Raw genomic sequence first — 26,140 nt, 5'->3', positions numbered from 1 at the left:
GCACGCACCCGCCCCCGACAGGCCGACAGCATGCCCACCCACCACCGACACCGGAGCCCGGTCACCCCCATGCCACCCACGGCCCTCCCGGTCCCCGGGGCCCCCGCCACCCCACCACTGCCCGCCGACGTCCGGTTATCGCACCACCACCGCGAGCAGGACACCCTGAGTCTCCTGCTCGACGGTCTCGCCGACGGACACCCCTGCGTCATCACCCTCACCGGACGCCCCGGCCACGGGCAGAACGCCCTGGCCCGCTGGGCCGCGCGGCTCGCCCGGTCCCGGGGGCTGCGGGTGCTGAGCGCGCGAGCGGTCGCGTCCGAGTCCGGGACGCGCCACAGCGTGGCCGCCCAACTGCTCACCGGCCTCGGGGTGAGCCTCCACCACGGACCGGTTCCGCTGCTGCGCGCGGCCCGCCGACAGCCCCTGCTCCTGGTCCTGCAGGACGCCCAATGGGCCGACCCCGACTCCCTGCACTACCTGCTCGCCCTGATACGCCGCTCCGCCACCACCCCGCTGGCCGTACTGGCCAGTGGCAGCGACACCTGCGTACGCGGACGCGGCTGGCGCTGTCTGACCTCCGGCTCCCCCGACCCGGACGGAGCCCACGAACTCGCACTGCCACCGCCGTCCCTCGCGGACGCCGCACGCACCGTGCGCACCGTCTGCGGTGCCGACGGCGAACCGGAGTTCACCGCCGCCGCCCTGCGCGCATCCGCGGAGACACCGGCCGTACTCCACGCCGCCCTGCGCCAGTTCGCCCGCCGAGGGCATCTCCCGATCGCTTCCCGTACCGCCGAACTCGCCTCGCTCGCCAGGGTGGTGCTGGACGACCACATCGGACGGGTACTGCGTGGCCTGCCCCCCGAAACCGTCGCCGCGCTGCGCGTCCTCGCCGTGACAGGACAGGTCCTCGACTTCCCGGCCGTCTGCGCCCTCGCCGGACTCGGCCACCTCGCGGAAGCCCGGCTGCGCGCGGCCCTGGACGCCACCGGCTTCGTCCGAACGGCCGAGGCGTGTCCCCGCGTCGGCGCCGAGGCAGGACTGCGCGTCCTGGCCGAGATGGCGACGGCGGAACGGGCCGACCTGCACGCCGCCGCCGCCCGCCTCGCCCGCCGAGCCGGGGCCACCGACCAGGAAGTGGGACAACTCCTCCTGCACGCACGCCCCCTGGGCGCCCCCTGGGCCGCCCCGGTGCTGCACCGCAGCAGCGACGCGGCCCGGCGCGCGGGCGACCACGCCCGCGCGGCGGCCCTCCTGGCCCGCGCCCTGCGCGAACCGCTCGACGAGGAGCCGCACTCGCGTACGACGCTCGACCTGGCCGCCGCCGAACTTCTCACCGCGCCCCAGGCGGGCATCCGCCGGATCGGCGAGCTCGCCCGGACCCGCGAGGGCCCCCGTGCCGCCGTACGGTTGCACGCGCTGGACCTGGGGCTCGCGGCGGGGGACACCGACGGGATGCGCCGGGCCGCCGCCGAGGCCCGCCCGGCCGCCGGGACGGAGGAGCAGCAAGCCCTCGTCGCCCTGTTCTGGGCGGCCGACCCGGCCGACCGGGAACACGCCGAACGCATCGTCCCCCGGATGCCACCGCTGCCTGCCCGACCGGCCTGCCCCGTCCAGGCCGGGCCCCGCGCCTGGCAGCTCGCCCTGGCCGGCGAGGGCCTGACCACCGTGCAGGACCTGGCCCGAACCGCCCTCGCCCGACCGGCGCGCGACGTCCTGGTCCTGCCCCGTCTCGCGGCGTGCGAGGCACTGTGCCTGACGGGCGACCACGAGGAGGCCGACGCCGGACTGAGCGCCCTGCTCACCGGCATACGGGCCGACGCACGACGCATCGCGGCCCCCCGGGTCCTCGCCGCGCGCGCCGACCTCAACCTGCGCCGGGGCCTGCTCGCCGCGGCCGAACAGGACATCGACGCCGCCGAACGCGCGCTGCCACGGCCCAGCACGCCCCCCGCGGTGACGGTCCAGCTACGAGCCGTACGCATCGTCGTCGACCTGGAACGCGGGGACACCGCACGGGCCGCGGCCCTCGCCGCCGAGCCGGTCGGCGACGACGCCCGCCACAGCGTGCACTGGCCGCACCTCCTCTTCGCACGGGCCATGGTCGCCGCCGCCGAGGACCCCGCCGAGGCCGTGCACCTGCTGCGCGAATGCGGCCGGCTGGTCTTGCACCGCAACCACGTCAACCCCGCGCTGCTGCCCTGGCGTTCGACCGCGGCAAGGGTCCTGCGCACCACCGGGCAGCAAGCCGAGGCACACCGGCTGGCCGCGGAGGAGCTGCGGCTGGCTCGCGCGTGGGGGGCGCCCGGCCCGGTCGGATGGGCGGAGCTGAACGCCGGACCGGCGGCCGCCCACGACGGACCGGCCCGCGCCCGCTACGCCGCGGGCCTGCTGGGCCGCGGCCCGGCGGGCCCCGCCTATCAGCGCGCGCTCGCCGATCTCGCCGCCGCCGAACTCACGGCGGACGGAAGCCGGCAGGCTGCTGCCGCGGCCGTGACCGAACTGCGGGCGCTCTCCGTCATCCACCCGAGGGGCCCGATGGCACGTACCGCCCGGCTGCTCGGCGCGGAGCTCTCGTCCGGGCAGGAACCCGGAACCTCCCGGCCCGCGGACTGGGCCGAACTGTCACCGGCGGACGCCCGGACGGCGACGCTCGCCGCGCACGGGCACAGCAACACCCAGATCGCTGAACTGCTGTCCCTGTCACGGCGTGCCGTGGAGCTCCGGCTGAGCCGGGTCTACCGCACCCTGCGGATCGGCGGCCGGGAAGAACTCCGCGTACTCGTGCGCGGCACGGAAGGACGATGAGCCCATGCTGCTCGAACGGACAGCCGAGACGGTGTCGGTACAGGACGCCCTGCACGCAGCCGCCGGGGGAAGATCGTCGCTTCTGCTGTTCGCCGGGCCCCTGGGAATCGGCAGATCCAGCTGGCTGCGGGAACTCCCCAGACGCCTCGACGTCCAGAACGTGCGCGTCATGCGCGCCCACGCGGCAGTCGTGGAACAGGACTTCGCCTTCGGCGTGCTGCACCAGCTCTTCGACAGCCTGTCCCTCGACCCCTCGTACGGGCCCGGCGCTCCGTACCAGCCGGGTGCACCGGACGGGCCCGGTGCTCCGTACCAGCCCGGTGGCCCCTACCGGCACGACGCCCTGGACGAGCCCGACCTCCCGGCCGCGCACCCGGCCGCATTCCTGCCCGGTGAAGGCCCCCGAGCCGAAGAGCTGCTGCCTGCTTCCCTGGACGACCCGTCGGCGACTTGCGAGACGATCCTGGCCGACCTGTGCGCGCTGCTGAGCAGGCTCGGCCGCGAACGGCCCCTGCTGATCCTCGTGGACGACGTCCAGTGGGCCGACGCCCGGTCGCTGGAGTTCCTGTCCCACCTCGCGGGGCGCTTGCACGCCGTGCGGGCCGTCCTCGTCTGCACCCTGCGGGACGGCGACCTGCGCGCCCGCCACCCGCTGGTGTGCGCGGTGACCGACGCCGCCACGCGGGTGACGCGGCTGGCTCCGCTGTCGTTCGCCGCCACCGGGCAACTGGTGCGCGAGCAGTTCGGCGAGAGCGGCGAGGAGGAGTTCGTACGGGCCTGCCACCGGGCATCGGGGGGCAACCCGGTGTTCCTGCGTTCCCTGCTGCCGGCCCTGGACGCCGCCGGAGCACGGCCCAGCGCCACGCACGCCCCGGCCGTCACGGCACTGTGCCCCGCAGCTCTCCGCGAACGGCTCGCCGACTGCCTGCGCGCACAGACCGCGTCGGTCCGCGACCTGACCGCCGCGATGGCGGTCCTCGGCGAACAGGCGGCTCCCGGGCTCGCCGGGCGGCTGGCCGGCCTCGACGGGATCGATGAGACCGAGGCGCTGGGCGTTCTCCACCGACTCGGCCTGCTCGCGGCCGAAGGCGGCGCGGGATTCGTCCACCCGGTGGTGCGTGACGCGGCCGAGGCCGCCATGTCCATGTCCGAACGCGGCAGTTGGCACGGCCGGGCGGCCGTGCTCCTGCACGAAACGGGACACTCCGTCGAGGAGGTCGCCGCGCAGCTCATGGCCGCCGGCACGCCGGGCGACGACTGGTCCGCCGCGGTACTGCGCAGTGCGGCGGACGCGGCGCTCGGGCGGGGCGCCCCGCGGGAGGCGGCCCGCTTCCTGCGACGGACCCTGCTCGACAGCCCCGAGCAGGGCGCGCAGCGCGCGCGACTGCTGATCGACCTGGCAACGGCGGAGAACGCCTACGACCGTGCCGCCTGCGAGCGCCACATCGCCCAGGCGGTGGCCCTGCTGGACACGCCGCACGACCGCGCCGCGGCCGCCCTGCGCATTTCGCCCGACTTCCTCTCCACAGCCGGCCCCGCCGGGGTGGAGATCCTCCGGGAGGCCGCCGCGGATCTCGGTTCCCCGGACCGGCTGGCGGACTCGGCACGCGAGCTGGCCCTGCGGCTGGAGGCCCGACTGCGCTACAGCGCCCGGCAGGATCCCGCCGAACTCGCGGTGGCGGTACGCCGACTGCGCGAGCGGCCGGAGGAGCCCGCCATCGGCTCCGGCGCCGAGCGCGAGCTGCTCGCCGTACTCCTGCACGCGGCCATGCTCAGCGGCCGGCTGCCGGCTGACCAGGGCGCTCGGCTGGCCGGGCGGATCCTGGAGCGGGTCCCGGCCACCGGGCCGGGTGCGCCGCCCGTGCTGCCGCTGCTGACGATGGTGTGCACCGGAGCCGATCGGGTCGAGGCACTGGCCGACTGGCTGGCGGCCCGCGAGCGCCACCAGCGCGGGGGCGACGGAGGGAAGGACCCGCTCGCCCGGATCGAACTCGCCACGGTCTTTCTGGCCCGGGGCCGGCTGGCACACGCCCGCGAGCACGCGGAGACGGCCTTCGAACACGCCGAAGGGGGACGGCACGGCGACAGCGCGGTGAGCGCCGTCGCGGTGCTGGCCGCCGTAGCCCTGGAGACCGGGGACACCGCGCTCGGCGAGCGGGTGAGGGCCGGAGCCGGCAGCAGAAGGGCAACGGGAGATCTGCTCGCCGCCTCGCTGTTGCGACTGACGGAGGCTCAGGCGGACGCGCGCCGCGGGGAGTTGGGGAAGGCGCTGGACACCGTGCTCGACTGCGGGCGTCAACTGGAGGCGGTGGGCTGGCGCAACCCCGTGCTGTTCCCCTGGCGCCCCCGCGCGATACGGCTCATGCAGCGCCGCGGCGACCTGGAATCGGCCCGCGCGCTCGCCGAGGAGGAGTACGCCCAGGCCCGGATCCTGGGCGCCCCGCTCGCGATCGGGCGCGCGCAACGGATTCGCGGCGCCCTTCGGGGCGACAGCGAGGGAACGGCCCTGCTGCGGGACGCCGTGCACGTGCTGCGCGGATCGGCAAACGAGCTGGAACTGGCCAAGGCCCTGCGGGCGCTGTCCCGTGCGGTGCGCACAGGAGCCGAGGCGCGGGACCTGCAGTGCGAGTCGGCGGCACTGGCCATGGCCTGCGGAGTGCCCTGGAAACCCGAGCGCGACCGGCCCGACCCGGCGGCCCCGACCGGCGCGCGCCCCGCACCGTCTCTCACCCCCACCGAGTCGCGAGTGGCGGCACTGGCCGGCGGCGGCCTGACCAACCAGGCAATCGCCACGGAACTCGGCGTCGGTTCCCGGGTGGTGGAGAAACATCTGACGAACTCCTACAGAAAACTGGGGATTTCAGGGCGTCGCCAACTGGTGGCCCTCATGGCGGGCGCCGGCACGATTTCCACACGTCCTTAAGTGAAGAGGTGCGACTTCGGTACGGCGTGCATGGTGCGGTGTCCGCCGCACTCGATTCGGTGGCCGTACCGTACGGACGCAAGGGCTCCTTCGGTACCCCACAGCCCCGCTGACCTGCGGTGGAATGAGACCGCACCGTACCGAACCACCGAAGTGCGGAAGCCGTACCGAACCCCCGGGCGCGAGAACCACAGTGTTGATCCGGCAAAGCCCTCCAGCGTTGACCCGCACAAAGGCAACTACATAGTCTTCACAGCAGAGTTCAGTTCTGGCGGGTCTCCCCGAAGTCGAGACCGCATGGACTCAGGGGGAATTCACTTAGTCTTTCCGGCACATCTCACGCCATGAAAGGAAGAGATATTCCATGGCGACTTCCGTACTCGCGCAGACAGAGGTGGCGCAGACCATGGCGCAGGACCCGGCCGTCGACACGGTGGGTCCGGCCGAGGGGGGACCGCTGCTCGGCCGTCCGGGGCTGCCCCTGGTCTGTCTCGACCGCAGTCTGACGGTGCAACAGGCGAATCAGGAGTTCTTCGGACGGTTCGGTGGCGACTCGGCGCAGCCCTGCGGGCGCCCGTTCGCCGATCTGGTGCACCCCAGCGCGCAGCAGCCGCTGCTGCGCAAGTTCGCCGGGCTCACCGAGGGCAGACGTGACCGCTTCACCAGCGAGATGCTGGCCGTCGGATCCGACGGCCAGGCCTTCACGGCCTCACTCTCGGCCTGCGCCGTGCGCAGCAGCACGCCGGACGTGTCCGCGATCTGGGTGACGATGGCCTCCGACGAAGAACCCGTGGACGCCGACGTGATGCCCAGCCGCAAGAAGATCATCAGCGAGGTCGACGCCCGCATACTCGAAGGGATAGCAGCGGGCGTCTCGACCGTGCCGCTCGCCGCGCGCCTGTATCTCAGCCGTCAGGGCGTCGAATACCACGTGACCTGCCTCTTCCGTAAGCTGCGGGTGCCCAACCGGGCGGCGCTGGTGTCGCGCGCCTATTCCATGGGCGTACTGAAGGTGGGTGTCTGGCCTCCCAAGGTGGTCGAGGACTTCGTCAAGTAGTCGCCGCGGGGGCGTGCTGGGAGCAGCCGGTGCCGCACGGCCCGGCCGCCCTGGCCGCGTCCTCCGCGGGCACCGCGAGCGCGGCCACCAGAAGGCCGTCGCTGACCAGCCAACGGCCGTCCAGCCGGTCGAGCGGCCGCCCGGACTGCCGCAACGGCGAGGGCACGAGGACCCGGGCGGAATACGTCGAGGCCGGTGCGTCGATGGAGATGCGCGCGTCCTCGAACTCCAGTCGGCGGGAGGTCGCGGGGTACCACGCCTTGTACACGGTCTCCTTGAGGCTGAAGAGCAGTCGGTCCCAGTGCACACCCGGCGCGACGGAGTGCAGCTCCCACACCATCGCCTGCTCCTCGGGAAGCGCGATGCTCTCCAACACCCCTGCGGGCAGAGGCGCATGGGGCTCCGCGTCGACGCCGAGCATGCGCACGTCCGAGCTGCGCGCCACGGCGGCCGCCCGGTACCCGACGCAGTGCGTGATGCTCCCGACGACGTCCGCCGGCCAACAGGGGGCGTGGTGGCGGCCGGGCAGCAACGGCGCCTCGGGGACACGAAGTCCCGTCAGCGCCTGCTTCGCGCACCACCGCCCGGTGGCGAACTCCCGCCGGCGGGCGTCGGTCGCCTGCCGTACCACCAGGGCCTCCAGCGGATGCAGCAAAGCCTCGGGTGGATCACCGAACGCTTCGACGCCGATGACGGACCCGGGGAGAATGCGCTCGATCATGCAGAACCTGTCTTGGTCGGAACGGACACCGCACGATCGAGCCGCGGCCAGAAGCCGGTCAGAGCGGCGGACCACTGCGCGTGGTCGCTCATCGGCCCGGCCCCGGCAGGAGACCCAGCCACGGCATCGGAAGAGGGCTCCCAGGCCAGAACGGAGTTCAGCGAATGCAGGTCGCCGACCCACGCCAGCAGCCCGGACACGCCCGTTCCCACGTTGGACGTCATGATTTCACCCCTCACCCGTCACCAGGCTTTCGAGGCTACGGACGCCGGGCTAGTGAAACTCGTAGGGACGCCCCGGACGTGTACACGTGAGTTCGCCGTGCGCGACCGCGTCGGCAACAGCGCCTGGACCGTGCGCAATCGACGTCCTGACATGCTGAGCGGCATGGTCACACTCAACGGAAAACCCGTCACCGCCGCAGACTTGCTCCCGCTGGCCTTCATCAACCTGGGCCACTTCACGTCCATGCGCGTCGACGCCGACGGCGGGATCCGCGGCCTCTCCCTCCACCTGGAACGCCTGGTGCGGGACTGCAGGATCGTGTGGGGCGCCGAACTGGATCGCGGGCGCGTGCGGGACTACGTGCGGCAGGGCGTCGAGGGACGCGACGGACCGTGCACCGTACGCGTCACCGTGTACGACCCCCAGGTCGACCTGATGCGTCCGGTGGACGCCGGGCAGCCGCACATCCTGGTGTCCGTGCGCGGTGCCGGCGCGTTTCCCGTGGACCCGCTGCGGGTGATGAGCGTGCCGTACGAACGCGATCTCCCCCAGGTCAAGCACGTGGGACTCTTCGGCTCCCTGCACGCCCGCCGCGTCGCGCAGAGCGCCGGATTCGACGACGCGTTGTTCGTCGGCCGCGACGGGTGCGTCAGCGAGGGCAGCACCTGGAACGTGGGCTTCGTCGACGCCGCCGGGACCGTGCTCTGGCCGCGTGCCCCGGTGCTGCCCGGCGTGACCATGGCGTTGCTCCAGCAGCACGCCGAGCACCGGATCGTCGACATCACGCCGTCCGTCGCGAAGGACTCGGTGGCGGCGTTCGCCACGAACACGAGCATCGGCGTGCGTCCGCTGGCCGCGATCGACGCACGCGAACTGCGCACCGAGCACCCGGTGCTGCGGCTGCTCGGCGAGAGTTACCTGGCCGTCCCCGGCGAGAAGCCGTAGGCGCACACGGCAGGCTCCGCGGAGGCGGAGCCCCGCCCCGGTTCGGTTCAGGGGTGCGAAGAGCGCGGCGGGGGCGTGGTCCGGGGACCGTGCCAGTCCAGGCACAGGACGGTGGCGTCGTCTCTGGGCGGGCCGTTGTAGGCGTCGGAGACCGCGGCGACCAGGGTGCGCACCACCTCGCGCGGGTGCTCGGCGGCGGTCTTGCGGAGGAGGGCGGGCAGGTCGACCGCCTCCGCCTCGCGTTCCTGCATGCCGTCGGTGTGCAGCACGAGGCGGTCACCGGGGCGCAGGTCGAGGTGTTGCACTTCGTAGCGGCCCTGGCCGAGCACGCCGAAGGGCAGGTTCACCGCCAACTGGAGTGCGGTCACCTCGCCCTCGCGCAGCAGCAGTGGACAGGGGTGGCCGGCGTTGACGAGCTGGGCGCCGGAGCCGTCGAGGGAGACGCGCAACAGCTGACCGGTGGCGAAGGTGCGTCGCCCGTGGTCGAGGAGGGCCTGGTGGGTCTGGCGGGCCTGTTCGGCGAGGTCGACTCCGGCACGGCGGGCGCCTCGGGAGGCGTTGACCAGGAGGGTCGCCATGAGGGAGGCGTTGACGTCGTGGCCCATGGCGTCGGTGACGGAGAGATGCAGGGTGTCGTTGTCGAGGCTGTAGTCGTAGGTGTCGCCCGCGATGTCCGAGGCGGGGACCAGCGCCGCGGCGAGGGCGAACTGGTCGCCCTCGCAGGAGGGGGCGGAGGGCAGCAGCTGGCGTTGGATCTCCGCGGCCAGGCTGACCGTGGTGGTGCGGTTGCCCCAGTGGTAGAGGTCGGTGAAGCGGCGGTCGGTGACCAGGATGTACGCCAGCGCGTGCGCGGCTTCCTGCACCTGCTCCAGCACGTCCGGGGTGACCTGTGCGAGGAACAGTTCCAGGACGCCGATGGTGTCACCGCGGTTGGTGACGGGTGCGAGCACCCGCTGCCCGTGCCCGTTCACCGGGGCCCGCACCAGCTTCTGCGCCCGCAGGACCTCGTCGTAGTCGCCGCTGCCGAGCAGCGGGACCTGCTCGGCACGGTGCTCCTGCACGGCGCCCGACGTCTCGTTGACCCGCAGCAGGCGCCGGCCGACGACGTCGAGGAACAGGAACGACACGTATCGCGCACCGAACCGGTCGCGCAGATTGCGCGCGACGACATCCAAGGAATCCACCGGCGCGGCATCCTCCGCCGCCGCCAGCACCTCGGCCAGTCCCATCCGATCACGTGCCACGTCAGTCTCCTTAGGTTGGAGACTCTTGTTCCCGCTCGCGGCGACGAAAACAACCACCGCACGCACCGGGAGTGCCGCCCCCACCCACCGGGCGTCCGCCGGCCAGGGGCCCGACCTGCGCTGCCGGCGCGGACGGTCCGGGCCGCGCCCGTCGGCGACCACGCCTCCGTCACCCCCACGGATGGCGGAGAGATGGGCCGGTGCCACCGGGGTAGGCGATCCCATGACGCGCGCGACACGGTGCCGACGCCCTGCGCCGCAGAACGGTACGACGGGGTACGCGATGCCCTGACGCGCGCGACAGCGTGCCGACGCCCTCCGCCACAGAACGGACAGCTGGATGAACATCCTCGACCGCCTCGCCTTCCGCGCGGCGCGGGCCGCCGCCCGAAGCCGGGGGAACCGGCGGGCCCTGCACCCCGCGGGGGTGATCGTCACGGGGCGCCTGGTCGTACCCGGGCACGAGACGTCCTGGCAGGTGCCGTGGCTGGACGCTCCGGGCTCCTACCCGGTGACGGCCCGCTGGTCGTTGGCTGCCGGGCTGCCGCGTCCGTTGCCCGACGCCCTGGGGCTCGCGCTGCGGGTGGAGGACGCCGACGGCCCCGGCCGCTGTCTGGAACTGCTCCTCACGAGCAGCGGTCGTGGCCGGTGGACCCGCCACCTGCCGTTTCCGCGCACGTCCGCCACGCGCGGCCCGTACACCACCCTCCTGCCCTACGAGGTGGGCGGAAACCGAGGAGTGGTGGCCGCGTTCCCCGTCCCCGGAACGCCACGCGTTCCCGTGGACCCGGCAGCGGTGGGAGCGGCCCTGACACGCCGTCCCGCGGAGTTCGTGCTCTGCGTCGGGAAGGCATCGGCCTGGCTGCCCTGGGGACGCCTGGTTCTCCAGAAAGGTGCCGAGCCCTTCCGGTCCGGGCCGGACGAAGTGGCGTTCGACCCGTACGCCGCCTCCCTGCCGGGCTTTCGTCCCGTCCAGCGCCTGGAGTCCCTGCGCGTGGCCGCGTACGCGGGTTCACGAGAGGGCAGGCGCGCAGCGCCGCCCGCCTGACCGACCCGTACCTGGAGGGGCCAGAGCACGACCGCGCGGCCGGGGCCGTGCGTACGTCTCACTCGGTGTTCTTCTGCTGCAGGCAGTCGTAGCCCAGTTGCAGGGCGTCGGCCACCGCCAAGGTGGTCAGGGCGCCCGTCACGGTGCGTGTGGCACGGGGCCACAGCAGCTGCGCTCCGGCGAAGGTCGTCGTCAGCCAGACACTCAGACAGAAGGGACAGGTGGCCAGCTCTCCCACGGTCGACCTGACGCCGCCCCCGCGAGGGCTCTCGCTCACCTCGGCAGGTCCTGTCGCCGACTCGTAGCGGGTGAACGGCGCGCGCAGCGGACTCGTGACGGACCCCTTGCTGAGCAGCCGTCCCAGACGGAACACGGCGGTCGCGGTCAGCAAAAGGTCCTGCGGGTGCGGGCGTTCCGGCAGCTTCGTCCTCCGCGCGGCGACCGCCGCGCCCCAGGCGGCCGTGTACGCGCCGAACGCGACGACGGCCCCGAGGTGCCCGCCGAGGTGGCGGTCCTCCTGCGGCGAGTAGTCCCTGCTCGTACGGCGGAAGGCGTTCCGGACCCTGTGCAGAGGGCTGTTCTTCTCGTGTGTCCGACGATCCACGGCGGCCTCCGGTTGCATGACGTTCACGATCTGTCCTCATGTGCGGGCGGGACGGCCGCCCTGGTTGCAGCAGTCGGGCGGCACGGGCCTCGCGAGCCGGGGCCCGGCCACGTCATCTCGCGAGTGGCGACGGATCCTGGTGTGCGCAAGCCGGGTTCGCCCGTGCCAGCAGTGCGTCTGCCGTGCGGAGGGCCTGCGGGACGGTTGTCGCGGCCGTCGTGACGCACAGCGTGTAGGAGACGTTCTCCAGAGCGAGCAGGGTGTGCGCGCTCGGGTGCTCCGCGTAGGCCAGCCGGGCTGTCGCATAGCGGGACAGGAGGTCTCGCAGGATGTCCGGGCGGGGTATCAGCATGACGCTCGGCCTTTCGTCGGTACACCCACGAGGGCGGGGGAGGGGAGGGGCCGGAGCGCCGTGACGGCAACTGTCGCCCGTCGGAAGGGTGGAGCCGTGCGGAGCAGCGGAGGGGACCGGACGTCGGCAGGGGAGGCATGGGTCCGGGCAGTTCGTTCGACCGGCAACGGCCCCTTGCCGCCGGTGGTGGTGCGGCGGAGCCGGTCAGCGCTTGACAGCACGAACGATCACCAGTTCCTCCGTGTCCTGGCCGGCGGCGAGCAGCCCCCGCTCGCGCAGCCAGTCCAGGCGCCCCCGCATGACGGGGCCGAGGGGGATGCGTACGCGGTCACTGACACCGGCGCGCATCCCGCCCTCCGTCAGACGCCGCACGGTCGTCTCGGCCCCGCTCGTCGCCGAGTGGACCAGCAGGAGCGTCCCACCGGGGCGCAGGGCCCCGGGCGCGAGGCGGCAGATGCGGTCCAGGAGAGCCCGGCCGTCCACGCCGGCGTCCCACGCACGGGCCCGCCCCCGGCCGGGCAGCGCCGCGTGGGGGGCGGGAACGTAGGGCGGATTGCTGACGATGAGGTCGAACGTCCGGCCGGGCAGGGCGCTCGTCAGGTCACCACGGTGAACGGAGACCCGCTGCCGGGCGAGCAGGGCGTTGAGGCGGACGGTCAGCACGGCACGACGGGAGATGTCGACCGCGCTCACCCGGGCGCCGAGCCGGGCGGCATGGGCGGCCAGCACACCACTGCCCGAGCACAGATCCAGGACGTCCCGGCCGGTGACGTCCTCGCGGCCGAGGGCTTCGGCGAGGAGGCGGCTGTCGGCCTGCGGGGCGTACACGCCCGGCAGCCGGACGACTCTGCCGAAGTCCGGCCAGGAGTGCGGGGCGTAGACGGTCGTCACAGGTCCTCCGTAGCGCATGCGGTGCGTGCTCACGTGGCTCCCCGTGAGGGCGAGTCACCACACCAGACTCCGTCTCTCCCCGGCGGGCCACCACTCGACAGCGGGCCGTCCAGCTGCCCCGGCCCGCGTGGTCCCCGTACGGTTGCCCTTTCCCTCCTCTCCCACACGCCGCACTTCCACCCGCTCGGCGAGCCGATTTCGCCGGTTGTGGACTTTATGCACCTGTGGGTTCATGAACGGGAAGCAAGCGGGCAACAGCATCGCAGCGGAGGAGAACAAAACCCTCCGCATCCGGTCCGGCGCCCCTGCCGGGCCGAAGAGGACGAGGAAGGTGGAGTGGCTGTGTCGAAGGTCGAGGAGTCCGTCGAGGTCGACGTGCCGGTGCGTACCGTCTACGACCAGTGGACGCAGTTCGAGTCGTTCCCTCAGTTCATGGACGGCGTGGAGCGCATCGAGCAGCGCACCGACACGTTGACGCACTGGGTCACCAAGATCGGTGGCGTGAGCCGGGAGTTCGACGCGGAGATCACCGAGCAGATCCCCGACGAACGCGTCGCGTGGAAGGCGCTCGGCGACGAGGTCAAGCAGGCCGGCGTCGTCACCTTCCACCGCCTGGACGAGAAGCGGACCAAGGTGATGCTGCAGCTCGACTACGACCCCGAGGGTCTGGCGGAGAACGTCGGCGACAAGCTCGGCGTCGTCAAGCGGCAGATCACGGGTGATCTGAAGCGGTTCAAGACGTTCATCGAGGAGCGCGGCCACGAGACGGGTGCCTGGCGCGGCCAGGTCTGACCTCCGGCCGCGTCCGCCTCGGTGACCCCGGAGAACCGGCTACGCCCCCGCCGCGGAACGCCTGGCAGCCCCCGCACGCGTCGTGCGGGGGCTGTGTCCTGCCCGGGGCCACCGGCCGGGTCCGTACGCGCCGACTCGTTCTCCTTGAGCCGATCGGGTGACCACCCGAACGGTGTGCGGTCAGGTTCCGGTGTCGGTTGCGGACGGGGCACCACCAGCGGTGTCAGCCGTGGGGGAGCGGCTGAGCCGCGTCAGGAACCCGGATAGGGCGCCCGGCGGAGCTGTTCGGCCAGGTGGTGGGTGTTCACGGCGAGGGTGTGCGTGGTGGAGGCCACGGCCTCCGGCGTTTCGTCGAGGTCCTGGTAGTCGGTGCCCTGCTGGGCTTCGCCCACCCAGTAGGTCACCGCGCCGGGCGCCAGGGAGAAGCCGACGTCGTTGAGGCCCTGGAAGAGGTCGGCGCTGACCTTGTGCGCGCCGTCCTCGTTGCCGACCACTGCCACGGCGGCGACCTTGCCGTACGTCAGCAGACGGCCCGCCGAATCCGTTTCGGAGAGTTCGGCGTCCAGACGCTCCAGCACCCGTTGGCAGACGCTGGAAGGGTGGCCGAGCCAGATGGGGGTGGCGAGCAGCAGGATGTCGGCGGCCATCACTTTCTCGCGCAGGGCGGGCCAGGCGTCGCCGTCGCCCATGTCGAGGCCGACACCGGGTCGTACCTCGTGGTCGACGACGCGTACGGTCTCCACCTCGGCCCCCAGTCTCTCGAACTCCGCGCCCACCTGTTCGGCAAGGAGCTGGCTGCTGGAGTGCTGGGGGGAGGGACTCAACGTGCAGACGAGGGACAGCACACGCATGTCGTGCTCCTTCTGGCCCCTGAGGGCTCGGGGTGGTGGATTCCACGCCTTCCACACGCCGCCCACTCCGCAAACATGCCCCGCCGCCCGCCCGGCGCACGTGCGCCGACACACCGAGACGGCCCGTCGGCAGGGCTGACGAGCCGTCACGAACATCCGAGGCCGGGGAGTACGGATTCGGCCCTGTCAGCTCCCGCCCTTCAGCGCCCGCATGGGCACCGAGTCGATCGCGCACCGCGTCCGGTCCAGCTCGCGGTGGGAGCCGAGATCGTCCCGGACAAGTCGGTGCAGCTTGGTCCACACCCGGGCCCGGGACCACTCGGTGAAGCGGCGGTGCGCGGTCGGTCCGGACGGCCCGAACACCGGTGGCAACTGCCGCCAGGTGCACATCCCGGTCGCCGTACCGCCGTCGGCCACCGCCCCTGCGGCTGCGTCGGCGCCGACGGCACCACCCGTATGAACAATTCCCACAACTCGTCCGGCACCAGCCGTTCCACCACGTCCATGCCCCACAGCGAAGCGACGCTCACATCGGACGGGAACAGCTCAGGGAGTAGGCCGGGCCCGTGGTCGGCGGCGTCCGGTCAGCGACGTCGCCGCGATCATTCCCAGCGGAAAAGTGCGGAAGCCACAGCGACGCCGAGGACCGTGGTGACTCCGAGGCCGGCCCAGTTCTGCCACGCCACGGTCTCGCCCACCCATGCGGCCTGGAAGGCGTCGACGGCGGCGCCGAAGGGGAGCCAGGAACCGATCTCGGCCAGCCGCTCGGGCAGGTTCTCCATGCGGCCGAACATGCCGCCGAGTGAAGCCATGCCGAAGAAGCCGACCAGGCCGATGGCGACTGCCGCGTTGGGTGTGGGAGCCACCGATGCCACGATCATTCCCACGGAGTACATGGCCAGACACAGGGCGAGCAGGACCAGTACGGCCACCAGCACCTCACTGGGCAGGGCGGCATCGAAGAACTGGAGCGCGATCCCGAGGGCGAGGGCGATGCCGAAGAGCATCTGGAGGAAGGTGACCGCCATCTGAGCCACCAGCACCATCGCGGGAGACGCCGGGGTGACCGCCAGGCGGCGCAGCACCTTGGTCTTGCGGTAGGTGGCCAGGTAGCCGGGGAAGTTGATCACCGCGATGATGGTCACCACCAGGGACAGGACCACGGGGACCGTGTGAAAGTCCAGAACGGTGACTCCGGGCCGGACCTCTTCTCCGGGGTTCTTCAGCGAGAGCCCGTTCATCACCAGGAGCAGCACAGGGACAGCCAGCGGAATGATGACGTTCGCGGGGTCCCGGGTGATCATCCTCGCCTCGGCCTGCATCATCCGAAGCCAAGCCCGGAGCCCCGGCCGACGGGTGTGGACAGCAGGGGACGTGGTGGTGGCGGTCATCGGTACTCTTCCTCCTCGTCCAGAAGCGCCTTGCCGGTCAGCTGCACGAAGGCATCTTCCAAGGAGTGGGCCGAGGCCTGTGCTTTGAGTTCCGCCGGGCTGCCACGAGCGATGACGCGTCCGGCGTCGATGATCAACACCCGGTCGCAGAGCCGTTCCACCTCGTCCATGGCGTGGCTGATCAGAATCACCGTCTGATCCCTCAACGACTCGATGGTCGACCACACCCGGCGTCGCGCCTTCGGATCCAGCCCGGTGGTGAGCTCGTCGAGGATGATCACCTGGGGCCGACCGATCAGCGCCAGGGCGATGGAGAGCCGCTGCTTCTGTCCTCCGGAGAGCCTGCTGAACCTGGTCCTGGCCTTGTCCTGCAACTCCACCATGGCGAGGGCCCGGTCGGCAGCCAGGGGGTTGGGATAGAAGCTGCGGTAGAGATCCACCAGCTCACGAGCGGTCAGGGCGTCGTGCAGGTTGGCCTCCTGCAACTGGACGCCGAGCACCTGACGCACTTCGGCCCCGTTGCTGAAGGGATCCAGGCCCAGGATCCGCACACTGCCCTTCGTGGGCCGGCGCAGCCCGGCAATCATCTCCACGGTCGTGGTCTTGCCGGCCCCGTTGGTGCCCAGCACACCGAAAGTCTCCCCCACAGGCACCTGCAGGCTGATGTCGTCGACTGCCGTCTTGTCCTTGTACCGCTTGACCAGATGCTGCGCATCAATGGCCAGAGGCATGGTTTCACCGCTCATGCGGATCAGTCTGGTGAGCCTGGTCCGCCTCCCGCAGGTGCCGACGGTCATGACCTCGACCATGACTTTCGGCACCTGTGGGCCGTCCCCGTGCTCGGGTACGCTCGATCGCTATGATCCACACCCCGGTCACGGTGGCCGTCGGCCACAAGGACGGACGCCGCGCCGACGACTTCGCTCGGCACGCGATCGTGGGGCTCAGTCTGGTCATCGGCGTGCTCACCCTGGCCATATACGAACTCGCGATGCCGGCCTGGACATGGTCCGCCATTCTGGCGGTGTGGTTCGTCGCCACGAACCTGTCGGTCAGCCGGTTGCCCGGCCGCACCGGCCAACTGCTGTTCTACGGCTGCGCGGTGCTCACCTCATGGGTGCTGCTGATGACCGTGTCCTCCAGCGGCAGCATGGTCGTGACCTTGCTGATCGTGATCGCCGCCATGGGCACCTACCTGATTCCGATGGGGTGGGTTCTCTGTGTGGTGCTGCTGAACTGCCTGGTGACCTCTGCCTACGCGTGGGCCGCCGGCGCGGGTCTCATCAGGACGATCGCGTCCGCGGTCTTCTACCTCATAGTTCACCTGGCCGTGGTCTCCACCGCCTACGCGATGTCGCGAGAAGCCCTGCTCCGGGCCGAAATGGAGCAGAAGAATCTGGAACTGGAAGCGGCAGGAGTGCTGTTGGAGGAGTCCGCCGCCGCCTCCGAGCGGCTGCGCATCTCCCGGGAGCTCCACGATTCGCTCGGCCACCAGCTCACCGTGCTCAGCCTGGAGCTCACGGCTGCCCAGCACCGCCTGGAGAGGGAGGCCGCCCAGCACGGCGAAGGCCCTGCCGTCCTGGAACATCTCCGGCGGGCCAGGGGCATGGCCAAGGACGTGCTCTCCGACGTGCGCAGCACGGTCGGGGAGCTGCGGGTGCCCAGCCAGGCCGACCTGCAACAGGACCTGGAACGACTGGCCCGCGCCGTGCCCAGCCTGGAGATCCACGTGGAGGTCCACGCCGAGGTGGAAGCCGACGAAGAGAAATCGGCGGTCCTGGTACGAGTGGCCCAAGAGATCATCACCAACACCATCAAGCGTGCCGGGGCCGCCGAACTGGCGCTCACGGTGCAGTCGCAGGACGGAACGCTGACCCTGAGCGGCATCAACGACGGCACGACGCCACGCAGCATCACCATGGGGAACGGCCTCACCGGGCTGCAAGAGCGCCTGAAGCCGCTCGGTGGACACCTGACCGTCCGCACCGCACCACAGTTCACTGTGGAGGCCCGGCTGCCGACGACACATGATCGGCGACTGCGGAAGTGACAGACACCGCTCCGCGCGTACTGGTGGTCGACGACCAGACCCTGGTCCGCCAAGGCATCCGCACCCTGCTGGAGCTTGCCGGCATCGAAGTGATCGGTGAGGCATGCGACGGCGCCGAGGCACTTCAAGCGTGCCGTTCCCACAGCCCGGACGTCGTCCTGCTCGACCTCCAGATGCCGGTCCATGACGGGCTCTGGTTTCTCAAGAAGCAGGACGAGCAGGGGATCGAGATCCCCGTCCTGGTGCTGACCACCTTCGACGACGACGCCCTGGCTTTCGACGCCATGCGCGCCGGGGCCAAGGGCTATCTCCTCAAGGACGTCACGGTCGACCAGCTCTCCCGGGCCGTCGCGTCGCTGGCCTCCGGCGGTACCTTCATCGGACCCTCCATCACCGATCGCCTGGTGCGGTACATCCGGTCCGGAGCACAGCCCAGCGGTGCCGCGGGGGTCGTCGTCGAAGACCTCACGGGCCGTGAGATCGAGGTACTGCGGCTGGTGGCCGAAGGCTACTCCAACAGCCAGATCGCCGAACTGGTGCGCCTGGCCGAGGGCACGGTGAAGAACTACATCTCCTCCATCCTGGTCAAGCTCGGAGCCCGTGACCGCACGAACGCCGTACTGCGAGCCATTCGTGAAGGAATCCTCGGGTAGGCGGGAGAGCTGGAGGAGACCACGATCTCCGCCTACAGGGCGACCCTGGACCGTGTCCGGGGCAGGCCGGGGCACATGTCCGGCTCCAGGAGCTCACTGCGGACGATGTCGAGGCATGAATCCCGTGGCCCCTACCCGCACGTGGGAGGGGAGCAAGGCGGTGGTGGAAAAGGACACGAAGGCGCTCGCCGGGAAGCGGCTCTTCTTCCCGATGAGCGGGGCACACCGACGTCAGGACCACGCAGCGTCGGTACGTGAAGCCGGACGTGGAAGATCTTCGTTCGGCGGGGGACACCCGGCATGGTCCGACCGGTCTCCCGACCCCTGTCGTGAGAGAAATGTGAGACGTGGGAGCGTGGTCGCGTGAGTGAGACGCATACGAAGACCCTCCAGTACCGCTTTGACGGGCCCGAAGACGCTCCAGTCCTGATTCTGGGCCCTTCCCTCTCGACAACATGGCACATGTGGGACCGGCAGGTTCCCGAGCTCTCCCGCACCTGGCGGGTCTTCCGGTACGACCTGCCCGGACACGGCGGGGCGCCCGCCGAGCCCGCCGCTTCCGTCGCGGAGCTGACCGGCCGGCTGCTCGGCGTCCTCGACGAGCTGGGCGTCCAGCGCTTCGGGTACGCGGGCTGCTCCCTCGGCGGGGCGATAGGCACCGAGCTGGCTCTGCGCCATCCGCACCGGGTGGCCGCACTGGCCCTCATCGCGTCCTCGCCCCGGTTCGGCACCGCCGACGAGTTCCGCCAGCGCGGCGTCGTCGTCCGTACGAACGGCATGGACCCGATGGCAGCCTCCGCCCCGGGACGCTGGTTCACCCAGACGTTCGCCGCCGCGCAGCCCGCGATAGTGGAGTGGGCGGTGCAGATGGTGCGGACCACCGACCCGGGCTGCTACATCGCCGCCTGCGAGGCGCTGGCGGCCTTCGACGTGCGCCCCGAACTCGGGCGGATCGCCGCCGAGACCCTCGTCGTGGTCGGCGCGGAGGACCAGGTCACCGGGCCCGCCGACGCCCGCACCCTGGTGGCCGGCATCCCTGACGCCCGTCTGGCGCTCGTGCCCGGAGCCTCCCATCTGGCACCGGTCGAGCAGCCGGCCGCGGTCACCGACCTGCTGGTGCGGCACTTCACCGGCGCGTGGCAGGACACCGGCACCACCCTGCTGACACCGGTCCCGCCGCTCGCCCAGCCCCCCGCGCCCGCCCCCGAGGCAGCTGTTCCGGTGCCGCAGCCCGAGGCGGTGCCGGCGCCCGCCGACGGCGCGCGCCGGGACCCGTACGACGAAGGGCTGAAGGTACGGCGCGAGGTCATGGGCGAGGCCTACGTCGACGAGGCGCTGGCCGGTGCCGACGAGCTGACCGGGGACTTCCAGGAGCTCCTCACCCGCTACGCCTGGGGCGAGGTCTGGACCCGGGAGGGTCTCGACCGCCGCATGCGCAGCGTCATCGCCCTCACCGCCCTCGTCGCCCAGGGCCGCCAGGAGGCCCTGGCCGCGCACTTCCGCGCCGCCCTGCGCAACGGGCTCACTCCCGCCGAGATCCGCGAGGTGCTGCTCCAGACGGCCGTGTACTGCGGTGTGCCGGCGGCCCACGCGGCCTTCGAGACCGCCCGCGAAGTGGTCCGACAGGAGACCACCCCACAGCCGTAGCAGGATGGAAGCCATGAGCAGCGACAACCCGCACCGCCTCGTCCTCACCAAGAAGTCCCACGCCTGCGTCCGCCTGGAACGGGACGGGCGCACCCTCGTCGTCGACCCCGGCGGCTTCAGCGAGGCCGACGCCGCAGTGGGCGCGGACGCGATCCTGATCACGCACGAGCACCCCGACCACTTCAGCGAGAAGCACCTGCGCACCGCGTTGGAGGCCAACGCGGCGACCGAGATCTGGACGCTGCGCAGCGTCGCCGAGAAGCTCTCCGCCGCGTTCCCCGGCCGCGTTCACACCGTCGGCCACGGTGACACCTTCAGCGCCGCCGGATGCGACGTCCAGGTGCACGGCGAACTGCACGCCGTGATCCACCCGGACATCCCCCGGATCACCAACGTCGGCTTCCTGGTGGAGGGCTCGGTCTTCCACCCCGGCGACGCGCTCACCGTCCCCGAGCATCCCGTCGAGACCCTGCTGCTGCCCGTGATGGCCCCCTGGAGCAAGATCTCCGAGGTCATCGACTACGTCCGCGAGGTCGAGCCGCTGCGCGCGTACGACATCCACGACGCCCTGCTCACCGACCTCGCCCGACCCATCTACGACGGCCAGATCGGTGCCCTGGGAGGCGCGGAGCACCACCGACTGGCACCGGGGGAGTCCGCACGGCTCTGACCGGCCCGGACGCCGGGCGGAAGCCGCCACGCACCCCCACTGTCGGACCCGAAGAGTAGGTTGAGGACATGCGCATCGCCACCTGGAACGTCAACTCGATCACCGCCCGACTGCCACGGCTGCTCGCCTGGCTGGAGAGCACCGGCACGGACGTGCTGTGCATCCAGGAGACCAAGTCGACCGCCGAACAGTTCCCCGCCGCCCAGCTGCGCGAGCTCGGCTACGAGTCCGCGGTCAACGCCGACGGCCGGTGGAACGGCGTGGCGCTGCTCTCCAGGGTCGGCCTGGAGGACGTCGTCATCGGACTGCCCGGCGGCCCCGAGTACGGCGGGGTGCAGGAGCCCCGCGCCGTCTCCGCCACCTGCGGGCCGCTGCGCCTCTGGTCGGTGTACGTGCCCAACGGCCGCGAGGTCGCGCACGACCACTACACGTACAAGCTGGCCTGGTTCGAGGCGCTGAAGGCCGCCGTCGCCGAAGACGCGGCGGGGACACGGCCGTTCGCCGTTCTGGGTGATTTCAACGTCGCCCCGACCGACGACGACGTCTGGAACCCGGCACTGTTCGAGGGCGCCACGCACGTCACTCCCGCCGAGCGCGCGGCCCTGGCCGCCCTGCGCGAGACGGGCCTGAGCGACGTGATGCCGCGCCCCCTCAAGTACGACCACCCGTTCACGTTCTGGGACTACCGCGAGCTGGGATTCCCCAAGAACAAGGGGATGCGGATCGACCTGGTCTACGGGAACAAGCCGTTCACGGGAGCCGTGAGCGATGCCTACGTGGACCGTGACGAGCGCAAGGGCAAGGGCGCGTCCGACCACGCCCCGGTCGTGGTGGACCTCGACCTCTGAGGCGCGTGGCGTTCCCGGGGGCTTCCCAGCGGGGCCCCCGGGAGCGTCAACATCCGCGCGCCTGTGGTCCGCGCACCCATCCGGGTGCGAACCTGAGCGGTATGAATTTCTTGGACACCTGGCGCAAGCGCCTCGGTCCGGCGCATGCCACGGCGTTGGACACCTCCGACGGCGCCGATCAGGAAGGCATCGCCGAACTCCTCGCCGAATGCGAGCTGCTGCGTGTCCGAGCCGCCCACCACGGTCTCGAACTGGACGACACGCCCGCCTCCCTGGAGGCCCTCGACCAGCTCCCGCCGCGTTGGCGCGACGATCCGGAAGAGCTGCCCTGGTTCGGCAACGACGCCGGTCTCTATCTCGGCACCGTCATCGTGCGCACCGTACCCGGCGCGTCCTGGCACCTGTGGCCGAGCGGGCAGCCCGTCGTGATGCTGGCCTCCGGCCGGGAGGTCGACGTGGTCGGCGCGGGTCTCGACTGGGCGGCCACCGGCGCCCCCGAACTCTCCCAGGTGTACGCGGAGGCGTCCGAGCTCTGACGCGCCACGTCGGGCGCCCGGTTCGTCAACGCCGCGCGTCAACCGCGTAAATAGGGCTTATGTCTTCCTTACCCCACTTGTGCGTGTCGGGTGTGAAGTCCCTTTTCCGGGTGGATAGTTTGCGCTGACCTCGACACAGCTGAGAGTGGGTGGGGCAGCGTATGGCCGTCGATCCGTTGATCGAGCTCCGGAACGTCAACAGGTGCTTCGGAGACCTGCACGTCCTTCAGGGTCTCGTCACGGCGGTGCTCGCGTCTTTCGCCGTCGCCCGCGGCAGGGAGGGCAGCCTTCGTCCTCGTGGCGCTCAGGGTCCAGCCGCTGTCCGCGCTGGTGGCCCGGACCCGCCCCCTGCCGCGGCTCGGCGCCGACGGAGGTGTTCCGTTCCACGGTGAACTCCGTGGACCGCGTCCGGCGGGTGGCGGCGCGCGCCGGGCATGCGCAAGGCACAGGTCATGACGTACGTCCTGGTGCCGCGGGCAGTTCGGGCGATGCCGCCCGCCACCACCGGGCGGCCGGCGGTCGAGCGGAGGGACACCTCACGGGGATGTCCGACCACCTGTGCGGGTTTCTCCACGCCGGAAAGCTCATCGCGTCCCCTCTCGACTACGATGTGCCGTTCATCCCCGTGGTGCTGGTGATGTCGCCGGTCTGCGTCGGGAGGGCATGCTGCTCTCCTGGTCCGCCAACTGCGCGGCCGGGCGGCGGCGTCGCCGACCCAGGACGGAGGCCGTGGACATCGGTCCGGTCGAGGCGGGGACGCTGCTGCCGGGCAGGCGGTGGCTCAACAGAAGACGCCCCACTGGAGAGAGCACGACGTCTGTCCGGCAGCAGCCGGGGATCACTTGTTCCGAAGCGGTACCGACACGTAACTCGGGTCGGCCGCGGGAGACGAGAAGGTCAGCTGCGCGCCGGACGGGTTGTGCTCGATGTAGAGCGGGTCGACGGTGTCGACCACCAGCGCGAGCCGGTGGCCGGCCGGGACGTCGTAGGCCGTGGAGTTCAGTTCCAGGTCCACAGGGAACGGCTTGCCGGCCGGCTGCCCGTGGAAGGTGAACGGCGCATTGCTGACCAGCTTGCCGAGGCCGAGCGGCCCCACGTCGTACAGGTACGCGACGAGGGTGCCGCTCTCCTTGTTGCTGGTGAGCGTGGTGTGGAACTTCGCGGTGCCGCGGACCTCCTGGGTGCTCGTGTACCGCGGTGACTGCCAGACCGACGCGTACGACCGGGGAAGCAGCGGAATCGACGCCATCGGCGGCAGCTTCACGAACTGGTCGAGCAGGTTGGAGAGCAGGACCAGGCCGCCGTTGGCGCCGGAGTCGACGTTGGCGCGGATCGTCCGGGTGCCGTCGAGGGCGAACTTCCGCTGGTTCGCGCCGACCGACTTCCAGTCCGGGTAGCCCTCGTAGCCGCTGCGGGTGCGGGACTTGAGCTGGACGGGCTGTTCGCGGTCGATGCCGTTGTCGACTCCCTTGAGGTGGTGGTCGAACCAGCGGTGGGTGCTGGTCCATGTGTCGTTGGGCAGGCCGAGCAGTCCGGTCGCCTCGGCGGTGGCGTGGTCGCCCGGCCGGAATTCGAGGCGCTTGGGCCCCGTCAGCCTCTCGTAGAACCGCGCGTACTGGTTGGGGGAGAACAGGGTGTCGCCCCAGGCGTTGCCGAGCATGATGGCGGCGCCGTTGCGGTTGATCTGCGGCAGATACGTCTCCGGGGAGCGCTTCTTGCCCCAGGCGATCATGTCCTGTTCCTTGGCCAGGTTGGAGCCGAGGAAGTCCTTGAGGGTCTGCTGGAGCTCGGCGCTGGGGCGGCCGGTGAGCGCTCCCGCGGTGCCGAGCAGCAGACCTGCCTGGGAATGCTGGGTGCGGCCGCCGTAGATCGAGTCGATGAGGTTCGCCCAGCCGCTGAGGGCGGCGACGGCCTTGATGCGCTTGTCGTGTCCGGCGGCCAGGAGGCTGATGCCGGCGCCGTAACTGACGCCCGCCATGCCGACCCTGTCTCTGTCGGCGGGGGTGTGGGTCAGGGCCCAGTCGATGACGGCGGACGCGTCGGCGATGTCCTCCGGGCCCGCGACCTCGATCTCCCCGCCGGAGAGCCAGAAGCCGCGCGAGGTGTAACTCACCACCACGTAGCCGGAGTCGGCGAGCTTCTTCGCCTGGGCGACGTACTCGATCTGGGGCATCGCCCAACTGGTGGGCAGGACGATCACCGGGTACGTACGGGAGCCGTCGGTGCCGGCGGGGGTGAAGACGTTGCCCTTGAGGGTGATGCCGCCGGAGCCGGGGATGTCGTGGAAGCGCACCCCGCTCGCCGCGGCAGACCGGGCGTCCGTTGCGGCCCGCGTGGCATCGGGGAGGGCCTGGGCGGGGGCGGCGACGCCGACGGCTCCGGCGAGCAGGGTGGCGGAGAGTGTGCCGACGGCGGTGGTGCGCAGGGTCCTTGCGGTGGGGGTCGTACGCGGGTGTCCCATGTGTCGCTCCTCGGTGCGCCTGGTGCAAAGTGACCTGACGGTAACCGGGGAGACTTACCTGGGGTAACTGGCCGGTGAGTCACACGAGGGTAACGATTGGCGGGCGGGGAGCGTGGGGGGGATGCCGCGGCCCGCCCGCCCGCCGGGGCGATCAGCCCTTGAGCGCGCTCCTGGTCTGCCAGTCCGCCCACGAGACGTTCCAGTTTCCGTAGCCGTTGTTCAGCGCCTGAGTGCCCTTGGCCGCCGAGCCGGTCACCTCGAACGGGTCGCCGACCTGGACCTGGTCGTACACGGACCTGGCGTCGGAGGTGCTCATGCCGATGCAGCCGGAGCTGCGGTTGGTGTTGCCGAAGTAGGCCTTGTTCCACGGGGCGGCGTGGGCGTACATGCCCGACCAGGTCAGGCGCATCGAGTAGTCGACCATCTTGTCGTAGCTGTCGCTGCCGGTCAGGCCCACCGTCTCGGAGCGCATGTTGATGGTGCCCTCCTTCGACATGAGGACGGTCTTCCCGCGCCAGGACGCCTTCTTGCCGCCGGGAGTGCCCGCCGACATCGCCACGTCCTCGACCTGCTGTCCGTCGCGGACCAGCTTGAGCCGGTGGCCGTCCAGGTCGATCTTGACGACCTGGTTCTTCCCGATGGTGAAGTTCGTCCTGTAGTCGCGGACGAACCAGCCGCCGCCCTTCCCGGAGTCCACACCGTTCAGGTCGGCCTTCAGGGAGACCTTGGTGCCCGACTTCCAGTACTCCTTCGGCCGCCAGTCGACGCGGTCCTTGCCGGAGTAGTCCATCATCCAGCCCCAGGAGCCCTCGGTGTCGTTCGACGTGGTGACCTTGAGGCGCTTCTCGACCTCGGCCCGGTTCTTCACCGGGTTGTCGAAGACGATCGACAGGGGATGGGCGATGCCGACGGTGGTGTTCCTGCCGGGTGCCAGGGTCACCTTGTTGACCTTGTCCGCGACCGCCGTGCCGAACTCCGCCTTCGTGGCGGTGGCGCCGGCCGCCTTCGCCTCGACCGTGTACCGGGTTCCCGGCGACGTCGTGCGGGCCGAGGTCCAGGACTTGCCGTCGGTGGATATCTGGCCGGTCAGCGTGCCGCCCTTGGCGTCCGTGACGGTGACGCCGTCCAGCTTGTCGCCCTCGGTCAAGGAGACCTTGACCGGCTCACCCGCCTTGGCCTGCTCGCCGGAGAGGTTCACGGCTACCTTGGTCCGCGGTGTCTCGGCGGCCTTCGCGGCACCGGAGCCCGCCCCCGAGCCGCCGCCGCAGGCGGTCAGCGCGGCTGCGGCGAGCACAGCCGTGCTCGTGAGGGCGGCCGAGCGGAGTCGGGGGTGCGGACGGCGGGTGTCAGTCAACGGGAAAACCTCCGGAGGGGCGCGTGGCGTGTGTCCTGTCTGTCTCTCTGTGGAGGAGGTAATCCG

The 26,140-nt window shown here is 71.3% G+C and carries 23 protein-coding genes and 1 pseudogene; 12 read left to right on the top strand and 12 right to left on the bottom strand.

Annotated features, from left to right (window positions below; translation table 11 throughout):
* Nucleotides 1-69 precede the first annotated feature (69 nt).
* From ACQPZG_RS07265 to ACQPZG_RS07255, 3 genes are all read left to right on the top strand, one after another.
* Nucleotides 70-2,811 (top strand): helix-turn-helix transcriptional regulator, encoded by a 2,742-nt coding sequence (locus tag ACQPZG_RS07265; RefSeq protein ID WP_433545000.1) that lies wholly within the window; start codon nt 70-72, stop codon nt 2,809-2,811.
* A 4-nt stretch (nt 2,812-2,815) separates the two neighbouring features.
* Nucleotides 2,816-5,734, top strand: coding sequence for a helix-turn-helix transcriptional regulator (locus tag ACQPZG_RS07260; protein WP_433544999.1), 2,919 nt, complete (start codon nt 2,816-2,818; stop codon nt 5,732-5,734).
* Nucleotides 5,735-6,098: 364 nt separating this feature from the next.
* Entirely contained in the window at nt 6,099-6,791 is a 693-nt protein-coding gene (locus ACQPZG_RS07255) for a LuxR C-terminal-related transcriptional regulator (protein ID WP_433544998.1), read from the top strand.
* Here ACQPZG_RS07255 and ACQPZG_RS07250 read toward each other — a convergent pair.
* Together ACQPZG_RS07250 and ACQPZG_RS07245 are read right to left on the bottom strand one after the other, a co-directional pair.
* Nucleotides 6,784-7,512 carry a 4'-phosphopantetheinyl transferase family protein gene (locus ACQPZG_RS07250; protein ID WP_433544997.1) on the bottom strand — a complete coding sequence of 243 codons (729 nt, stop codon included), beginning with the start codon at nt 7,510-7,512 and terminating at the stop codon, nt 6,784-6,786. The two genes, ACQPZG_RS07255 and ACQPZG_RS07250, sit on opposite strands and share 8 nt — an antisense overlap.
* A complete protein-coding gene (locus tag ACQPZG_RS07245) occupies nt 7,509-7,736 on the bottom strand; it encodes a hypothetical protein (RefSeq protein WP_433544996.1) in 228 nt (75 codons plus the stop codon). Before ACQPZG_RS07245 ends, ACQPZG_RS07250 begins: the two co-directional genes overlap by 4 nt.
* A 163-nt stretch (nt 7,737-7,899) precedes the next feature.
* Here ACQPZG_RS07245 and ACQPZG_RS07240 point away from each other — a divergent pair, with 163 nt between their 5' ends.
* Entirely contained in the window at nt 7,900-8,682 is a 783-nt protein-coding gene (locus ACQPZG_RS07240; RefSeq protein ID WP_433544995.1) for an aminotransferase class IV family protein, read from the top strand.
* A 47-nt stretch (nt 8,683-8,729) separates the two neighbouring features.
* On the opposite strand, the gene ACQPZG_RS07235 is transcribed toward ACQPZG_RS07240, so the two are convergent.
* On the bottom strand, nt 8,730-9,926 hold the full coding sequence (locus ACQPZG_RS07235; RefSeq protein WP_433544994.1) for a PP2C family protein-serine/threonine phosphatase: 1,197 nt from the start codon (nt 9,924-9,926) through the stop codon (nt 8,730-8,732).
* Nucleotides 9,927-10,266: 340 nt separating this feature from the next.
* On the opposite strand from ACQPZG_RS07235, the gene ACQPZG_RS07230 reads away from it, so the two are divergent.
* The gene (locus ACQPZG_RS07230) at nt 10,267-10,974 is read left to right on the top strand and encodes a phosphodiesterase (RefSeq protein WP_433544993.1); all 708 of its coding nucleotides are present in this window, start codon (nt 10,267-10,269) and stop codon (nt 10,972-10,974) included.
* A gap of 58 nt (nt 10,975-11,032) precedes the next feature.
* Here the strand turns inward: ACQPZG_RS07230 and ACQPZG_RS07225 are convergent, their stop codons facing one another.
* The 3 genes from ACQPZG_RS07225 to ACQPZG_RS07215 all read right to left on the bottom strand — a co-directional run bounded on the left by ACQPZG_RS07225 (nt 11,033) and on the right by ACQPZG_RS07215 (nt 12,839).
* Entirely contained in the window at nt 11,033-11,596 is a 564-nt protein-coding gene (locus ACQPZG_RS07225; protein WP_433549296.1) for a DUF1360 domain-containing protein, read from the bottom strand.
* A gap of 94 nt (nt 11,597-11,690) precedes the next feature.
* The gene (locus ACQPZG_RS07220; RefSeq protein WP_433544992.1) at nt 11,691-11,930 is read right to left on the bottom strand and encodes a DUF5133 domain-containing protein; all 240 of its coding nucleotides are present in this window, start codon (nt 11,928-11,930) and stop codon (nt 11,691-11,693) included.
* 204 nt (nt 11,931-12,134) lie between these two features.
* Nucleotides 12,135-12,839, bottom strand: coding sequence for a HemK2/MTQ2 family protein methyltransferase (locus ACQPZG_RS07215; RefSeq protein WP_433549295.1), 705 nt, complete (start codon nt 12,837-12,839; stop codon nt 12,135-12,137).
* 324 nt (nt 12,840-13,163) lie between these two features.
* Between ACQPZG_RS07215 and ACQPZG_RS07210 the strand changes: the two genes are divergently transcribed.
* On the top strand, nt 13,164-13,613 hold the full coding sequence (locus ACQPZG_RS07210) for an SRPBCC family protein (protein WP_433549294.1): 450 nt from the start codon (nt 13,164-13,166) through the stop codon (nt 13,611-13,613).
* A 251-nt stretch (nt 13,614-13,864) separates the two neighbouring features.
* Here ACQPZG_RS07210 and ACQPZG_RS07205 read toward each other — a convergent pair whose 3' ends face one another.
* The 4 genes and pseudogenes from ACQPZG_RS07205 to ACQPZG_RS07190 form a co-directional block, all read right to left on the bottom strand.
* Nucleotides 13,865-14,464 (bottom strand): flavodoxin family protein, encoded by a 600-nt coding sequence (locus tag ACQPZG_RS07205; RefSeq protein WP_433544991.1) that lies wholly within the window; start codon nt 14,462-14,464, stop codon nt 13,865-13,867.
* A 172-nt stretch (nt 14,465-14,636) separates the two neighbouring features.
* Nucleotides 14,637-14,970 (bottom strand): annotated as a pseudogene (locus ACQPZG_RS07200) (transposase); the annotation flags it as partial.
* A gap of 96 nt (nt 14,971-15,066) precedes the next feature.
* Nucleotides 15,067-15,855 (bottom strand): ABC transporter permease, encoded by a 789-nt coding sequence (locus ACQPZG_RS07195; protein ID WP_433544990.1) that lies wholly within the window; start codon nt 15,853-15,855, stop codon nt 15,067-15,069.
* Complete coding sequence (locus ACQPZG_RS07190) at nt 15,852-16,601, bottom strand: ABC transporter ATP-binding protein (protein ID WP_433544989.1); 750 nt, start codon at nt 16,599-16,601, stop codon at nt 15,852-15,854. The genes ACQPZG_RS07195 and ACQPZG_RS07190 overlap by 4 nt, the downstream gene beginning before the upstream one ends.
* 113 nt (nt 16,602-16,714) lie before the next feature.
* On the opposite strand from ACQPZG_RS07190, the gene ACQPZG_RS07185 reads away from it, so the two are divergent.
* From ACQPZG_RS07185 to ACQPZG_RS07160, 6 genes are all read left to right on the top strand, one after another.
* Nucleotides 16,715-17,905, top strand: coding sequence for a sensor histidine kinase (locus ACQPZG_RS07185; protein WP_433544988.1), 1,191 nt, complete (start codon nt 16,715-16,717; stop codon nt 17,903-17,905).
* Nucleotides 17,902-18,558 carry a response regulator gene (locus ACQPZG_RS07180; protein WP_433544987.1) on the top strand — a complete coding sequence of 219 codons (657 nt, stop codon included), beginning with the start codon at nt 17,902-17,904 and terminating at the stop codon, nt 18,556-18,558. Before ACQPZG_RS07185 ends, ACQPZG_RS07180 begins: the two co-directional genes overlap by 4 nt.
* Nucleotides 18,559-18,921: 363 nt before the next feature.
* Nucleotides 18,922-20,205 carry an alpha/beta fold hydrolase gene (locus ACQPZG_RS07175; protein ID WP_433544986.1) on the top strand — a complete coding sequence of 428 codons (1,284 nt, stop codon included), beginning with the start codon at nt 18,922-18,924 and terminating at the stop codon, nt 20,203-20,205.
* 13 nt (nt 20,206-20,218) lie between these two features.
* Nucleotides 20,219-20,875: an MBL fold metallo-hydrolase gene (locus ACQPZG_RS07170; RefSeq protein ID WP_433544985.1), complete on the top strand. Its 657-nt coding sequence runs from the start codon at nt 20,219-20,221 to the stop codon at nt 20,873-20,875.
* Nucleotides 20,876-20,943: 68 nt separating this feature from the next.
* Nucleotides 20,944-21,723 carry an exodeoxyribonuclease III gene (locus tag ACQPZG_RS07165; RefSeq protein ID WP_433544984.1) on the top strand — a complete coding sequence of 260 codons (780 nt, stop codon included), beginning with the start codon at nt 20,944-20,946 and terminating at the stop codon, nt 21,721-21,723.
* Nucleotides 21,724-21,824: 101 nt separating this feature from the next.
* Nucleotides 21,825-22,259, top strand: coding sequence for a DUF6278 family protein (locus ACQPZG_RS07160; protein WP_433544983.1), 435 nt, complete (start codon nt 21,825-21,827; stop codon nt 22,257-22,259).
* Between the two features lie 838 nt (nt 22,260-23,097).
* Here the strand turns inward: ACQPZG_RS07160 and ACQPZG_RS07155 are convergent.
* Both ACQPZG_RS07155 and ACQPZG_RS07150 read right to left on the bottom strand, forming a co-directional pair.
* Nucleotides 23,098-24,720 (bottom strand): CocE/NonD family hydrolase, encoded by a 1,623-nt coding sequence (locus tag ACQPZG_RS07155; RefSeq protein WP_433544982.1) that lies wholly within the window; start codon nt 24,718-24,720, stop codon nt 23,098-23,100.
* Nucleotides 24,721-24,871: 151 nt separating this feature from the next.
* Complete coding sequence (locus ACQPZG_RS07150; protein WP_433544981.1) at nt 24,872-26,074, bottom strand: Ig-like domain-containing protein; 1,203 nt, start codon at nt 26,072-26,074, stop codon at nt 24,872-24,874.
* Nucleotides 26,075-26,140 lie beyond the last annotated feature (66 nt).

Origin of the sequence: Streptomyces sp. CA-294286 (genome assembly GCF_050947155.1) — a bacterium.
In the GTDB taxonomy this organism is placed as follows: domain Bacteria; phylum Actinomycetota; class Actinomycetes; order Streptomycetales; family Streptomycetaceae; genus Streptomyces.
Note: the sequence above shows the minus strand (reverse complement) of the source record. Positions and strands in the feature narration are given on the sequence as shown.

Coding starts and splice junctions, on each gene's coding strand:
- ACQPZG_RS07225 (WP_433549296.1), bottom strand. CDS start 11,596: ATGCAACCGGAGGCCGCCGTGGATCGTCGGACACACGAGAAGAACAGC.
- ACQPZG_RS07195 (WP_433544990.1), bottom strand. CDS start 15,855: ATGACCGCCACCACCACGTCCCCTGCTGTCCACACCCGTCGGCCGGGG.
- ACQPZG_RS07240 (WP_433544995.1), top strand. CDS start 7,900: ATGGTCACACTCAACGGAAAACCCGTCACCGCCGCAGACTTGCTCCCG.
- ACQPZG_RS07185 (WP_433544988.1), top strand. CDS start 16,715: ATGATCCACACCCCGGTCACGGTGGCCGTCGGCCACAAGGACGGACGC.
- ACQPZG_RS07160 (WP_433544983.1), top strand. CDS start 21,825: ATGAATTTCTTGGACACCTGGCGCAAGCGCCTCGGTCCGGCGCATGCC.
- ACQPZG_RS07255 (WP_433544998.1), top strand. CDS start 6,099: ATGGCGACTTCCGTACTCGCGCAGACAGAGGTGGCGCAGACCATGGCG.
- ACQPZG_RS07155 (WP_433544982.1), bottom strand. CDS start 24,720: ATGGGACACCCGCGTACGACCCCCACCGCAAGGACCCTGCGCACCACC.
- ACQPZG_RS07165 (WP_433544984.1), top strand. CDS start 20,944: ATGCGCATCGCCACCTGGAACGTCAACTCGATCACCGCCCGACTGCCA.
- ACQPZG_RS07220 (WP_433544992.1), bottom strand. CDS start 11,930: ATGCTGATACCCCGCCCGGACATCCTGCGAGACCTCCTGTCCCGCTAT.
- ACQPZG_RS07170 (WP_433544985.1), top strand. CDS start 20,219: ATGAGCAGCGACAACCCGCACCGCCTCGTCCTCACCAAGAAGTCCCAC.
- ACQPZG_RS07230 (WP_433544993.1), top strand. CDS start 10,267: ATGAACATCCTCGACCGCCTCGCCTTCCGCGCGGCGCGGGCCGCCGCC.
- ACQPZG_RS07250 (WP_433544997.1), bottom strand. CDS start 7,512: ATGATCGAGCGCATTCTCCCCGGGTCCGTCATCGGCGTCGAAGCGTTC.
- ACQPZG_RS07265 (WP_433545000.1), top strand. CDS start 70: ATGCCACCCACGGCCCTCCCGGTCCCCGGGGCCCCCGCCACCCCACCA.
- ACQPZG_RS07260 (WP_433544999.1), top strand. CDS start 2,816: ATGCTGCTCGAACGGACAGCCGAGACGGTGTCGGTACAGGACGCCCTG.
- ACQPZG_RS07215 (WP_433549295.1), bottom strand. CDS start 12,839: ATGCGCTACGGAGGACCTGTGACGACCGTCTACGCCCCGCACTCCTGG.
- ACQPZG_RS07190 (WP_433544989.1), bottom strand. CDS start 16,601: ATGAGCGGTGAAACCATGCCTCTGGCCATTGATGCGCAGCATCTGGTC.
- ACQPZG_RS07205 (WP_433544991.1), bottom strand. CDS start 14,464: ATGCGTGTGCTGTCCCTCGTCTGCACGTTGAGTCCCTCCCCCCAGCAC.
- ACQPZG_RS07245 (WP_433544996.1), bottom strand. CDS start 7,736: ATGACGTCCAACGTGGGAACGGGCGTGTCCGGGCTGCTGGCGTGGGTC.